A 12,808-nucleotide genomic window follows, 5' to 3' on the forward strand; every position below is an offset into this window, starting at 1 on the left:
CGTGAACCGGCCCCTGCATGCCGGGGGCCGCACTTTGATCGATCGCGGGGAATGACAGGAGAATCCATGAGTCCGATAGAAGCATCCGGACCGGCCGGGAAGGGCAGCAGGCTGTTGCCCGATGTGGCCAGCGTGACGCTCACGGCCTGGCAACGGCAGCAGCGGGGCCTGACCCTATCGCTGATGATCGTGCCGACGGTCGCCATGGTGGCGGTTTTCGTCATGCCGCTGCTCGTCCTCTTGTGGATGAGCTTCGGCGGCGGTTCGAAGACCGGGTTTTCGTTCCAGGGCTACATCGATCTCGCCCAGCCGGTCTATCTGAAGCTTTTGATGTTCACGCTGCAGCTGGCCCTGCTGACCACGGTCCTCTGCGCGCTTTTCGCCTATCCGCTTGCCTATCTGATGGTCAATGTCAGCTCCCGCTTCGCCCAGTGGATGGGCGTAGTCCTCTTCATTACGCTCTGGCTGAGCTTCCTTGCCCGCACCTTCGCCTGGATCATCATTCTGCAGCGGCGCGGCCTGGTGAACAATTTCCTGATCAATATCGGCATCATCGATAGCCCGCTGGAACTCGTCTACAACAAGCTCGGCGCCTACATCGGCATGGTGCATATCCTGCTGCCATTCATGGTCATTACCCTGATCCCGGCAATGAAGGCGATCGACCCGGCTTATGTCCGGGCGGGCCTCAGCCTTGGCTCCAGCCCGGCCAGAGTGTTCCGGGACATCTACCTGCCACTCAGCCTGCCGGGCCTGGTTGCCGGCTCGATGCTGGTCTTCACGCTTGCCTTCGGCTTCTTCATAACCCCGGCCATTCTGGGCGGCGGCCGCGCGCCCACCATCGTCATGGCGATCCGAGACCAGATCCAGCAACTCGGCAACCTGCAACTGGCGGCCGCCACATCCATGGTCCTGCTCGTCTTCTGCATCGGCCTTCTCTTTCTCTACGACCGCATTGCCGGCGTCGACCGCATCTACGCCAGGGGAGCAAAATAATGGAACTCCTGATCCAGGGAAACGCCGCGCGCGCCTTGAAGATCTACGGCTGGGTGATGCTCGTCATCATCATCATGCCGGTCCTCATGATCGTGCCGATCAGCTTCGGGGAGGGGAGCGCCATTGTCTTCCCGCCGAAGGAACTGTCGCTCGAATGGTACCGCAACCTGCTCGACGACCCGCGCTGGGGTCAGGATGCACTGCTGTCGCTGCAGGTCGCAGCCCTCGCCACGCTGATGGCAACCGTCGTCGGAACGGCTGCTGCGATCGGCATGTCGCGGATCGAGAACCAGGCGCTTTCGAAATTCCTGAAGATGTTCTTCATCGCGCCGATGATCGTGCCGCTGATGGTGATCTCCGTCGGCCTCTATATCGTCTTTGCCCGTAACGGCCTGCTCGGTTCGCTCTGGGCGCTGGCGATCGCCCATGCCATCGTCGTGCTGCCCTTCGTGGTGATGCCGGTCATGTCGCGGCTGGCAAGCCTCGACCCCGCCTATGAACGAGCATCCGCCTCGCTCGGCGCCACCCAATTGCGCACCCTGTTCGAGGTGATCCTGCCACTGTTGGTGCCTGCGATCATCGCCGCTGCCATCTTCTCCTTCGTGTTTTCCTTCGACGAAGTGGTTCTCGCCCAGTTCCTGGCCAGCCCCCGCTTCGAGACGCTGCCGCGCAAGATGTGGGACGGTCTCAGCCAGAACGGCCTCGACAAGACCATCACCTCGATTGCGTCCGTCCAGCTTTTCCTCGTGCTTACCGCCTTCGGAGGCTGGAGCCTCTGGCGGATGTCGCGCAACGGCCACCTCGCGCGCCGCAAGAAAGCCCTCGCCGCCACCGCCCTCACTGCAAACGGATCTCTCCCCATGAATGTCGCGATCAAGACCGCCGCACCTGCCACCGAGCTCGCTGCCCCTGTTGTCGCACCTCAGAAGACCGCCGCTGCGAAGGTCGGCGAACAGCATGGCTACGGCATCGATTTCCAGCACCTGAGCAAGTTCTATGGCGACAAGGTCGTCGTCGAGGAAGCGAACTTTTCCGTCAAGCCCGGCGAATTCATGACCATTCTCGGGCCGTCCGGCTCGGGCAAGACGACGCTCCTGATGCTGATCGCCGGCTTCATCTCGCCGGATGCCGGCCGCCTGATGCTCGGCAAGCGCGACATTTCCCGCGTACCGCCGCATCAGCGCGACATCGGCGTCGTGTTCCAGTCCTATGCGCTTTTCCCGCATATGACGGTCGCCCAGAATGTTGCCTATCCGCTCAGGGCCCGCGGCATCTCGAAGGCGGAGCAGCAGGCCAAGGTCAAGTGGGCGCTGGAGCGCGTCCATATGCAGGACTTCGCCGACCGCCGCATCTCCCAGCTCTCCGGCGGCCAGCAGCAGCGTATCGCGCTTGCCCGCTCGATCTCCTTCGGTCCGCGCGCGCTTTTGATGGACGAGCCGCTCTCGGCGCTCGACCGCAACCTGCGCGTCGAGATGCAGCGGGAGATCCGCAGCCTGCAGCAGAGTCTCGGCCAGACGGTGATCTTCGTCACCCATGACCAGGAAGAAGCGCTCAACATGTCGGACCGGGTTGCCGTTCTCGACCAGGGCCGCGTCCAGCAGGTCGCAAGCCCTCGTGATCTCTACCTGAAGCCGCAGAACAGCTTCGTCGCCAACTTCTTCGGCGAATCCAACCTGTTCCACGGCACCGCCGACGGCAACATCCTGACCTCCAGCGCTGGTGCGTTTCCTCTGGCCGAGGCCCGGTCAGGCGGCGCAATCCTCTGCGTCAGGCCCGAAACCGTGCGGCTTGCGACAGTCGGCGAGACGGCACCCGAATGGGCGCTTGAGGGCACGCTGACCAATGCCCGCTTCCTCGGCAGCCTGCTGCACATGCAGTTTGAGACCGCCCATGGTCCGATCACCGTCACCCGTCCGCTCGACGGCACGGTCGAGATCCCCGAGCAGGGCGCCAGCCGCCGGCTATTCTGGGTGCCTGAGACCGCGCATGTCATGACGCAGTAAAAATACTGAGAAAAAGACAAGCAATAACTACAAACGGAACCCTTCCCCCTTATTCGAACTGGAGAGACCGATGAAATCTAAACTTGGATTGGTCGCCCTTGTGGCACTCGGAATGTCATTGCCCTTCGGTCTCCAGGCGCAGGAAGCGCCGGCCGAGTTCAAGGGAACCGGCCAGCTCGTCGTCAACAACTGGGGCGGACCGACCGTCGAGAAGATGCATGCCGCATGGTATGGCGACTTCCCCAAGGCGACCGGCATCGATGTCTCCTTCACCTCCATCCCCGACGTCGCCAAGCTGAAGATCATGAGCCAGGTCGGCAATGTCGAGTGGGACGTGGTCGATTTCGAAGGCGCCCAGATGCTGCAGGCCATGAAGGACGACCTTCTCGAACCGATCGACTACGACCTGATGTATAAGCTGGTTCCCAAGGATCAGCTCGATCCTGCCCAGATGACCAAATACGGCATCGGCTCGATCGCGTTTGGCACGATCATGGCCTGGAACCATGAGACGGTCGGCAAGAAGGGCCCGGCCAACTGGACCGAATTCTTCGACAAGAAGGCCTTCCCGGGCCGCCGCGCGCTTTACGCCCGCCCGAAGCCGACACTTGAGATCATGCTGATGGCCGATGGTGTCGCCGTCAAGGATGTCTATCCGATCGATATCGATCGCGCCTTCAAGGCCCTCGAAAAATTCGGCCCGAGCGTCGATCTTTGGGTCGAAAAGACCTCGCAATGGGACGTGCTGATCCAGAACAAGGAAGTCGACCTGATGGGTTCGAGCCTCGGCCGCACGGTCACCCAGATCGACAAGGGCGAACCGCTGTCGATCAACTTCAACCAGAGCATCATGGAACAGTCTTTCTGGACGATCCCCAAGGGTGCACCGAACGTTAAGGATGCCCAGAAGCTGGTGGCCTGGATGGCGAAGGCCGAGGGCCAGCGGGCGTCGCTCAAGCTCTTTCCCTATTACAGCGTCGCCAACAAGACGGCGTATGATGGCCTGCCGCCCGAGCTTCTTGCGAAGATGCCCGGCACGCCGGAACACTCGGCAAACAGCCTGACGATCAATGCCCAATGGTGGCTGGAACACGATGCCGAAGTCCAGACACGCTGGCTGAACTGGCTGAGCAACCGCTGATCCCATCTCCTGCTCTCCGCCTTGACCGGTTCTGGACCTTTCCCAAACTGTCCGGGTCGGGGTGCCGACTGCCTGCCATATCTCATGCACTCTCTGGAGCCCTCCCATGACCAAAGATATTGACGCACCGAACAGTTCTGAACTTGGAAATATCGCAGACGCCAAAATCAATCGCCGTGGGTTCCTGGCCGGAATGAGCGCGGCCGGCCTGGCGCTTGGCACCGGCATCAAGCCTGTGCTCGCGGAGGACCTTTCGTTGATCAAGGGCTCGGGCGATGTCGTCGTCTGCACCTGGGGCGGCGCCTCGACCGACGCTATGAAGGAAGTCTGGTTCAAGCCTTTTGCCGAGGCGAGCGGCATCAATGTCTCGACCGCTTCGGTTCCGGACATTGCCAAGCTCGAAGTCATGGAAAATGTCGGCAATGTCGAATGGGACCTGATGGATGCCGAAGGCACCCAGATGGAACTGGCGGTCAGCAAGGGCCTGCTGCAGAAGATCGATTACGACCTTCTCTTCAAGATCGTGCCGAAGGAACAGATCGACCCGAAGGTGATAAAGGAATACGGCGTCGGATCGGTCGCGTTTTCCACCGTCATCGCCTGGAATACCGGCGTGTTCGGCAAGGATGGCCCGCAGGACTGGAAGGAATGGGCCGATACGACCCGTTTCAAGGGCCGTCGCGCTCTCTATGCCCAGCCGCGCCCATCCTTCGAGATCGCCCTGATGGCAGCTGGTGTTGCGCCGGAAAAGATCTACCCGATCAATATCGACGACGCCTTCAAGGCGCTCGACGAGCTGAAGCCGAAGATCGACCTGTGGGTCGAAAAGACCTCCCAATGGGGCGTTCTGATGCAGAACGGCGAGGTCGATCTGATGGGCTCCAGCCTGTCGCGCACGCTCGACGAGAAGAAGCGCACCGGCAAGGTGGATTTCACCTTCAACCAGAGCATCATCGAGCAGGATTACTGGGTCATCCCGAAATCGGCACCCGGCGGCGCCAATGCCCAGAAACTGATCGCCTATATGCTGATGGCCAAGGGTTCGCTCGGTTTCGCATCGAAAATGCCGTTCAACGTCGCTAATACCTCGATCTACGGCGACATTCCGGAAGCCATGCAGCAGCAGCTTCCTGGCTATCCCGCCAATGCCGCCCGCAACGTGCAGATCGACCAGGCTTGGTGGACTGCCAATGCCGACCAGGTACGCCTGCGTTGGCTCGACTGGTTGAGCAAGGCCTGATCCCCGAAGATCGGCCAGGCCTGAAAGGGCCTCGTCGCCAAGATTGCATTGCAGACACTGGAGCCTCCATGGAACTGTCGAATATGACCGCCCGCCAGATGTTCGAACATCTGAGCAATAACCCGACCCGCCCGCGCTATGGTTTCGGCACAAGGCCGATGCTGATCAATGTCGATCTGCAATGCGCCTATACCCAGCCTGACGTCTACAAGACCGCCTATGAGACCGACCCGAAACAGTCGGACTATGTCAACAAGCTTGCCGCGGAGACACGCAGTCTCGGCATGCCGGTGATCTGGACCTATGTGGCCTTTTCGGAATCGGGCGACGATTGTGGCGTCTTCGGCTCGCGCACGGACACGCCGGACAGCCTTCAGAACATCAAGGAGGGCTCGCCGCGGGCAGCGCTCGATCCCCGCCTCGACGTGGTCAAGGGCGACGTGGTCCTCAACAAGAAGATGCCGTCTGCCTTTTTCGAAACCCACGTCGCATCACTGGCCACCTTCCACAAGGTCGATACAGTGATCGTCACCGGCGGCTCGACGTCGGGCTGCGTCCGGTCGACCGTGGTCGACAGCCTGTCGCGCGGCTACCGGACGATCGTGCCGATCGAATGCGTCGCCGACCTGCATGAAAGCCCGCATTTCGCCAACCTTTACGACATGCACAAGAAATATGCCGACTGCATCCCCGTGTCAGAGGTCTTCGACTGGTATGCGACACTCGGCTGACATGGTCGTCACGGAGCCAGACCGCTTCGTTTCGCAAGGCCCTGCCGTCCATGACGGCAGCGGCGGCTTGAGCGAAAACCTGCGCGGTTCGGTTCTCTTGCTCGGCAATTTCGACGGCCTGCATCTCGGCCATCGGGCGCTGATTGCCGAAGCCCTGCAAAGGGCGCGCGGAACGGCAAAGCCACTGGCGATCCTGCAGTTCGACCCGCATCCGCGTCATCATTTTCGCGGTGAGGAGGGGTTTCTGATATCCGGTGCCTCGGTGCAGAAACGCCTGCTGACGGAAGCCGGCATAGACCTGATCTACGCCCCACGTTTCGACGCTGCGTTCGCGACCCAGCCGGCGGATACGTTCGTGATCGACCATCTGGTTGCCCGGTTGGCCGTTTCGGCGGTGGTGACCGGGGCCGATTTCCGGTTCGGACAGCAACGCGGTGGCGACGTGATGCTTTTGGCGGCGATCGGCCAGGCCTGCGGGTTTGCCACCCATGTGGTCGGCGAGTGCCGCGATCTGGAGGGCGCAGACAAGCGTATCTCGTCCAGCCAGGTGCGCAATCTCATCCAGAGCGGCCTCCTGGAAGACGTACAACGACTGCTTGGTCGACCATTCGAGACCGCGATAGAGGCCGGCCGGGCCGGCTGGCAGTTCGATCCGATGCAGATCCTGCCGCCGGACGGAATTTTCATGGTCGAGGCACGAGGAGCCGCCGGCCAGCCTCTAGGTCGCCGGACGCTGGTCCTCAACGGCCGGCGCCCGCAAGCCCGACTGCCGGCCGGAACATCGACACTTCTCTGGCATGCCGCAAGCATCGGGCCCGGCCCGAAAACAAGCGAAGGGCGCCAGTCTTGAAAGGACGGACAATGAACTACGACAGTCTTGATGCGCTCGCTATGGCCGATCTCGTCCGGCGCGGCGAGGTCGCTCCCGACCATTTCGTCAAGGAGGCGCGGGCGCGCATCGAAGCGCTCAATCCGGTGCTCAATGCCGTCGTGCACCACTTCCCGGACGAGGCCTCGGCGACACCGGAAGGTCTGTTCGCCGGCGTGCCGCTTCTTCTGAAAGACACCGGCGTGCCGATCAAGGACAGGCCGATCACCTCGGGCACGCGGCTCCACAAGGATGTGGTGAGCCCGGCCGACAGCACGCTGGGTACCCGGCTGCGCAACGCCGGCTTCACCTTCCTCGGGCGCACCAATACGCCGGAACTGGCGCTGAGCTTCACGACCGAAGGCCTTTTCCACGGCGTGGCGAAGAACCCCTGGGACCTGACACGCACGCCCGGCGGCTCATCCGGCGGTGCTGCCGCAGCTGTCGCAGCCGGCATCATGCCGTTGACGCAATGTTCGGATGGCGCAGGCTCGATCCGCGTTCCCGCTGCCCATTGCGGTGTTTTTGGATTGAAGCCGTCGCGTCTGCGCAATCCGTCCGGCCCGTCGATTGCCGAAGGCGTCGGCGGCATGTCGACCCTGCATGCGATCAGCCGTACGGTGCGTGACAGTGCAGCCCTGCTGGACGTGACCCACGGTGCCGATATCGGCGATCCCTGGGGTTCGCCACCGGTCGAAGGGAGCTTCCTCGACGCCGTGTCGCGGCCACCACGGGCGCTCAAGATCGGCATGGAAGTGACGGGTGACGCCGATTGCCGGGCGGCCGTCGAGGCAGCAGCGAAACTCTGCGAAGAACTCGGTCATCATATCGAGATAGCCCCGCCGGCTTACGACCGCGACGCCGTCAAGCGTGCCTGGGTCATGATCGCCGCCGTCAATATCGCCCGCGGCACCCGCAACCTTGCAAAGGCCAAGGGGATCGCCGATCCGCTCGCCGTGATGGAACCGGTCAATGCCGAATGGGTGCTGAAAGGCGAGGCGATCTCCGGCACGGACTATCTCGGCGCCATCGACGCGCTGCACCAGTCGAGCCGGGCCATGGGCCGTTATTTCTCCGACTATGACATCTATCTCTCGCCGACCACGGCCGAGATCGCGCCGAAGCTCGGTCATCTGGCCGGCACGGGCCTCGGCGTCGATGCGTTTTTCGACCGGTTCTGGGGCCATGCGCCACTGACGGCCGTCTTCAACGCCTCCGGTTGCCCGGCCATGAGCGTGCCGCTGCACTGGACCGAGGCCGACATTCCGGTCGGCGTCCATTTCGGTGCGGCCTTCGGCGCCGAAGCGCTTCTTTTCAGCCTGGCCGGTCAGCTCGAGATCGCCAGACCCTGGGCGGCCCGCCGCCCGAATATCGCAAAGGTGACAGCATGACCTCCTCCGAAACTAACTCGATGAGCGCCCGCGCCATCGCCAAGGCCGTGGCCTCCGGCACGCTCAGCGCCCAGGAAGTAACCGAGATCTGGCTTGAGCGCATCGCCACGATCGACCCCGCTCTGCGCGCCTTCATCCACCACGATCCGGAACAGGCGCGTGCACTTGCCGCGGTTGCTTCCAAGGGCCCTCTGGCGGGTGTTCCCTTCGGCATCAAGGACGTCATCGAGACCGGCGACATGCCGACGCAATATGGTTCCGCCGCCTATCTCGGCTGGAAGCCCTGCCGTGACGCGCCGGTGGTACATTTCGCCCGACAGGCCGGCGCGGTCATCATGGGCAAGACCGTCTCGACCGAGTTCGCGACGGCGGCCCCCGGCGCCACCGTCAATCCGTTCGATGCCGCCCGCACTCCCGGCGGCTCCTCCAGCGGCACGGCCGCGGCACTCGGCGCCGGCCTGATCCTGATGGGTCTCGGCACGCAAACGTCCGGCTCGACGATCCGCCCGGCCGCCTATTGCGGCGTTGCGGCCATGAAGCCGTCACCGAAGCTGATCGAAACGTTCGGTGTCAAACCGCTGTCGCAGACCCTCGACGTGGTCGGGCCGATGGCCCGCGATATCCGCGATCTGGCGCTTCTCGTTTCGGTGCTGATGCGCCGGCCGGAACTGGCGCCGGATATACTCGCCCCGGAAGGCGAGCTGCCGCTTGCAACGACGGGCCTTCTCCTGCCGGTCCACGATCCCGTCGCCGATTTCGCACCGCTCGAAAGGGCGGCCTCCATATTGGGCTCGGTAACGCCGCAGGCCGTGCCTGACTGGTTCGAGGCGCTCGGCCCCGCTCAGGACGAGGTTTTTGCCTGGGAAGCTGCCGCCTCGCTCAGCACAGACCGCGACCTGCACTGGGATAGGCTGCGCCCGGAAACACATCTCTTCATGGAACGTCAGCGCAAGGGCACGTTCGCCCTCTGGCAGGCAGGGATGACTGCTCGCGACGAGGCCCTGCGCAATCTCGATGCCCTGTTCGGTGCAAACGAGTTCCTGCTCACGCCTTCGGCACCCGGCGAGGCGCCGCTTGGCCACGCAAAGACTGGGCCGGCCACCTACAATATCCGCTGGACGCTGCTCGGTTGCCCGAGCGTCACCATACCGGCCGGCTTCGGCCCGGCCGGCCTGCCGGTCGGCGTGCAGCTGGTCGGTCGGCCGGGGCGGGATGCCGCCGTGCTGCGACAGGCGGCGGCGATCGAGGATCGCTTGCGCTCAGCCGGCATCGAGGCGCGTCCGCAGATCGCATGACATGATGAAAATCGATGCATTCCCCAGGCCGGCCCAGTGGCTGTTGCTGCTGATACCGGGCCTTGTACTGGGACAGCTGCTGCAACTGGTGTCGCTTCCCGCCGCTTTGATGCTCGGCCCGATGGTGGTCGGCATTTTCATGGCGCGGGAAAACGTCAAGGTCCGCATTCCTGGCGTCCTTCACCGCATGGCGCAGGGCATCGCAGGCTGCCTGATCGCCGCGCATCTCGATTCTGCGCTGCTGGGTCGTATGGGCGAGATCTGGCCGATCGTCATCGTCTTCGTCGGTCTGACCTTCGTTGCCTCCTGTATTGTCGGCTGGGTCGCGGGGCGCATGTCGGGCATCGATGGCGAAGTGGCGATCTGGGGTTTTCTGCCCGGCATGGCCGGCACCGTCATCGCCATGGCGCATGAACAGGGGCTCGACAGCCGCATGGTGGCGCTGATCCAGACCGTCCGGCTAATGGTGGTGATCGCCACGATGGTGGTCGCCGCCATGTTCATTGTCGGCGCTTCGGTGCCGCATCTGTCGAACGGTCAGGTGCCGGACCTGCAATCCGTGGCGATCGTGCTCGGACTTGCCGTGATCGGCACGCTCACGGCAAAACACCTGAGCTTCATTCCGTCGGCCGCCTCGCTCGTGCCGCTGACGATCGGCGGCGCGCTGCAGTTGGCTGATGTCAACATTGCCGTTCCCGCGTGGCTGATCGCATTCGCCTATCTCGCCTTCGGCGCCCATATCGGCCTGCGTATGACGCCGGATATTCTGCGGACCGGCGCCCGCGCTTTGCCGTCGCTGGTCGGCGCGGCGATGCTGCTGATGATCCTCTGCGCCGTCTCGGGCGCCGTTTTGTCGGTCGTGGCCGGCGTCGACCTGATGAGCGCGCTCTTGGCGACCGTGCCGGGCAGTATCGATTCCATCGCGCTGATCGCCGTCAACGCCGATGCCGACATGACCTTCGTGATGACGTTGCAGACACTGCGTCTCTTCGCCGTCTCGATCTTTGGACCACTCGTAGCGCGCAGCATGATCCAGATGCTGCGACGATGGCAAACCAACTGAATTTTACAGGACAAGGAAAACACCCATGCACAAGCAGATCATCAAGACCGACATTCCCGAAAACGGCGGTGCCTACAATCTCTGCGTCCGTTATGGCGATATGCTCTATCTCTCGGGGCTCGCCCCCTTCGATGCCGAGTTCTGCGCCGAGGTGGCGGCTGCCCGCGCCGCCGGCACCAAGGTACCGCCGATGCCCGATACGCCGTTTCCGCGTCAGGTCGAGATCATCATGGAGAATATCAAGAAACTAGTGGAAGCGGCCGGCTCCAACATGGATTGCCTGTTGAAGACCAATGTCTGGCTGCGCGACCAGACCCAGGCGGAAGAATTTGAAAAGGTCTATATCAAGTATTTCTCCAGCCGCGAGTCGCTGCCCGCCCGCGCCCGCATGCAGGCCGGCCGCACGCCGATGGATTGCGGCCTGGAGATCGAAGTGATCGCCTACGTGCCGAACGACGACTGACCTCTCCAACAATCCCGCCAAGGACCACATCATGAGCAATTTCTCCAAGACCCAGCGTATCACCAAGGACGTCGTGTGGACCGATGGCGGCGTCGTTGCCGCCCACCACCGGACGGCAGCCGAAGTCGGCGCCAAGGTGCTGGCCGAGGGCGGAGATGCGATGGATGCGGCAATTGCCACCTCGTTTGCGATCGGCGTCGTCGAGCCGTGGATGAGCGGCCCGATGGGCGGCGGCATGATGACGCTTTGGCGGGCAGGGGAAAAGCGGGCCGAGACGATCGAGTTCGGGATGAAGGCCCCGACCGGCCTGCAACTCGCCGATTATCCGCTGACCGGTTCGGGTGGCGTCTCTGACCTCTTCACCTGGGCCAAGGTGAAGGACGACCGCAATGTCTTCGGTCCCTATTCGATCGCCGTGCCGGGGCTTGTCGCCGGTATGGAACTTGCGCACCAGCTTTACGGCACGCGCCCCTGGGCCGAGTTGCTCGAACCTGCCGTGGCTCTCGCGAAAAAGGGCATGCTGCTCGACTGGTATGCGTCGCTGATGATCGCCTCTGTCACGAGGCAATTGGCGCAGGACAAGGATGCCGCAAAACTGTTCCTGATCGATGGGCAATGGCCGAACATTGCAGGCTGGACCGATATTCGCGAAAGTCGGCTCGACCAGTCGGTGATGGCGGTTTCATTGAAACGTCTCGCCGAAGCTGGCCCGCGGGACTTCTACGAAGGGCAGCTCGCAGAAGCGCTGGTGTCCGACATGGCCGACAAGGGCAATCCGATGTCGGCGGAAGATCTCGCCGCATACCGTGCCCGGGCCAGCCAGACGCGCACGGTGACGTATCGCGACGCGTTGATCCATGCGCCCTCCGGCCTCAGCGCCGGCGCCGATCTCGTTCGCACGCTGCAACAAATGGAGCGTGACCTCGAACCGGGTGACCAACCGGATGGCGCAAGCTTTGCGGCGATGGCGAAGGCACTGAAGGACGCGTACCAGCACCGCCTCAACCATGCCGGCGACGAGGGTGGCCATATCGAGGCACCCGCCTGCACGACCTCCTTCAGCGTCGTCGACAGGCATGGCAACATGGTCAACGTCACCCAGACGCTGCTGTCGAAATTCGGCAGCCGGGTCGTGTCCCCATCGACCGGCATGCTGATGAACAACGGCATTATGTGGTTCGACCCGGAACAGGGCAAGCCGAACTCGCTCGGGCCTGGAAAATCCTGCCTAATGAACGTCTGCCCGACGATAGGCGAACACCAAGGCCGAATGTTTGCGATTGGCGCCGCCGGCGGCCGCAAGATCATGCCAGCCGTGGCGAGCCTCACCAGCTACATGGTGGATTTCGGCATGACGCTGGAAGAGGCTTTCCACCATCCGCGCATCGACATGAGCGGGGTTTCCCAGGTGATCGCCGACGAAGACCTGTCGCCCGAGATTTGTGCTGCACTTTCAGGCGTCGCGCCGATACAGACGGCCAAGCGAACCGTCCATCCCTATGCCTTCGGCGTTCCTGTCGGCGTAATGCGTGACCATGATCTCAATTGCGGCATCGCAGAAATCATGACGCCTTGGGGCGATGCGGCACTGGAGGCCGACATCAGTGATCGCTGAAG

11 protein-coding genes are annotated in these 12,808 nt (G+C 62.9%); all 11 read left to right on the top strand.

All coding sequences use genetic code 11. From position 1 onward, the window contains the following. Positions 1-66: 66 nt before the first annotated feature. The 11 genes from ACI3K0_RS26745 (at position 67) to ACI3K0_RS26795 (ending at position 12,806) form a co-directional block, all read left to right on the top strand. A complete protein-coding gene (locus ACI3K0_RS26745; RefSeq protein WP_404946578.1) occupies positions 67-996 on the top strand; it encodes an ABC transporter permease in 930 nt (309 codons plus the stop codon). Continuing rightward, entirely contained in the window at positions 996-2,999 is a 2,004-nt protein-coding gene (locus ACI3K0_RS26750; protein ID WP_404946579.1) for an ATP-binding cassette domain-containing protein, read from the top strand. Before ACI3K0_RS26745 ends, ACI3K0_RS26750 begins: the two co-directional genes overlap by 1 nt. Before the next feature lie 70 nt (positions 3,000-3,069). Continuing rightward, positions 3,070-4,140 carry an ABC transporter substrate-binding protein gene (locus ACI3K0_RS26755; protein ID WP_404946580.1) on the top strand — a complete coding sequence of 357 codons (1,071 nt, stop codon included), beginning with the start codon at positions 3,070-3,072 and terminating at the stop codon, positions 4,138-4,140. Between the two features lie 106 nt (positions 4,141-4,246). Beyond that, a complete protein-coding gene (locus tag ACI3K0_RS26760) occupies positions 4,247-5,380 on the top strand; it encodes an ABC transporter substrate-binding protein (protein ID WP_404946581.1) in 1,134 nt (377 codons plus the stop codon). 68 nt (positions 5,381-5,448) lie between these two features. Then, positions 5,449-6,111, top strand: coding sequence for an isochorismatase family protein (locus tag ACI3K0_RS26765; RefSeq protein WP_404946582.1), 663 nt, complete (start codon positions 5,449-5,451; stop codon positions 6,109-6,111). After that, a complete protein-coding gene (locus ACI3K0_RS26770; RefSeq protein WP_404946583.1) occupies positions 6,095-6,961 on the top strand; it encodes a hypothetical protein in 867 nt (288 codons plus the stop codon). The genes ACI3K0_RS26765 and ACI3K0_RS26770 overlap by 17 nt, the downstream gene beginning before the upstream one ends. A gap of 11 nt (positions 6,962-6,972) precedes the next feature. Further along, positions 6,973-8,370 (top strand): amidase, encoded by a 1,398-nt coding sequence (locus tag ACI3K0_RS26775; protein WP_404946584.1) that lies wholly within the window; start codon positions 6,973-6,975, stop codon positions 8,368-8,370. Next, positions 8,367-9,665, top strand: a complete 1,299-nt coding sequence (locus tag ACI3K0_RS26780; RefSeq protein ID WP_404946585.1) for an amidase — start codon at positions 8,367-8,369, stop codon at positions 9,663-9,665. The genes ACI3K0_RS26775 and ACI3K0_RS26780 overlap by 4 nt, the downstream gene beginning before the upstream one ends. 4 nt (positions 9,666-9,669) lie before the next feature. Beyond that, complete coding sequence (locus tag ACI3K0_RS26785; protein ID WP_404946586.1) at positions 9,670-10,728, top strand: AbrB family transcriptional regulator; 1,059 nt, start codon at positions 9,670-9,672, stop codon at positions 10,726-10,728. A 25-nt stretch (positions 10,729-10,753) separates the two neighbouring features. After that, entirely contained in the window at positions 10,754-11,191 is a 438-nt protein-coding gene (locus tag ACI3K0_RS26790) for a RidA family protein (RefSeq protein ID WP_404946587.1), read from the top strand. 31 nt (positions 11,192-11,222) lie between these two features. Beyond that, complete coding sequence (locus tag ACI3K0_RS26795; RefSeq protein WP_404946588.1) at positions 11,223-12,806, top strand: gamma-glutamyltransferase; 1,584 nt, start codon at positions 11,223-11,225, stop codon at positions 12,804-12,806. The last annotated feature ends 2 nt before the right edge of the window (positions 12,807-12,808 follow it).

The sequence above is a fragment of the Rhizobium sp. ZW T2_16 genome, from assembly GCF_044987325.1.
Taxonomy (GTDB): Bacteria; Pseudomonadota; Alphaproteobacteria; order Rhizobiales; family Rhizobiaceae; genus Neorhizobium; species Neorhizobium cellulosilyticum.

Bases quoted from the DNA above. Each gene is read 5' to 3' on its own strand.
- ACI3K0_RS26745 (WP_404946578.1), top strand. From the start codon at position 67: ATGAGTCCGATAGAAGCATCCGGACCGGCCGGGAAGGGCAGCAGGCTG.
- ACI3K0_RS26750 (WP_404946579.1), top strand. From the start codon at position 996: ATGGAACTCCTGATCCAGGGAAACGCCGCGCGCGCCTTGAAGATCTAC.
- ACI3K0_RS26755 (WP_404946580.1), top strand. From the start codon at position 3,070: ATGAAATCTAAACTTGGATTGGTCGCCCTTGTGGCACTCGGAATGTCA.
- ACI3K0_RS26760 (WP_404946581.1), top strand. From the start codon at position 4,247: ATGACCAAAGATATTGACGCACCGAACAGTTCTGAACTTGGAAATATC.
- ACI3K0_RS26765 (WP_404946582.1), top strand. From the start codon at position 5,449: ATGGAACTGTCGAATATGACCGCCCGCCAGATGTTCGAACATCTGAGC.
- ACI3K0_RS26770 (WP_404946583.1), top strand. From the start codon at position 6,095: ATGCGACACTCGGCTGACATGGTCGTCACGGAGCCAGACCGCTTCGTT.
- ACI3K0_RS26775 (WP_404946584.1), top strand. From the start codon at position 6,973: ATGAACTACGACAGTCTTGATGCGCTCGCTATGGCCGATCTCGTCCGG.
- ACI3K0_RS26780 (WP_404946585.1), top strand. From the start codon at position 8,367: ATGACCTCCTCCGAAACTAACTCGATGAGCGCCCGCGCCATCGCCAAG.
- ACI3K0_RS26785 (WP_404946586.1), top strand. From the start codon at position 9,670: ATGAAAATCGATGCATTCCCCAGGCCGGCCCAGTGGCTGTTGCTGCTG.
- ACI3K0_RS26790 (WP_404946587.1), top strand. From the start codon at position 10,754: ATGCACAAGCAGATCATCAAGACCGACATTCCCGAAAACGGCGGTGCC.
- ACI3K0_RS26795 (WP_404946588.1), top strand. From the start codon at position 11,223: ATGAGCAATTTCTCCAAGACCCAGCGTATCACCAAGGACGTCGTGTGG.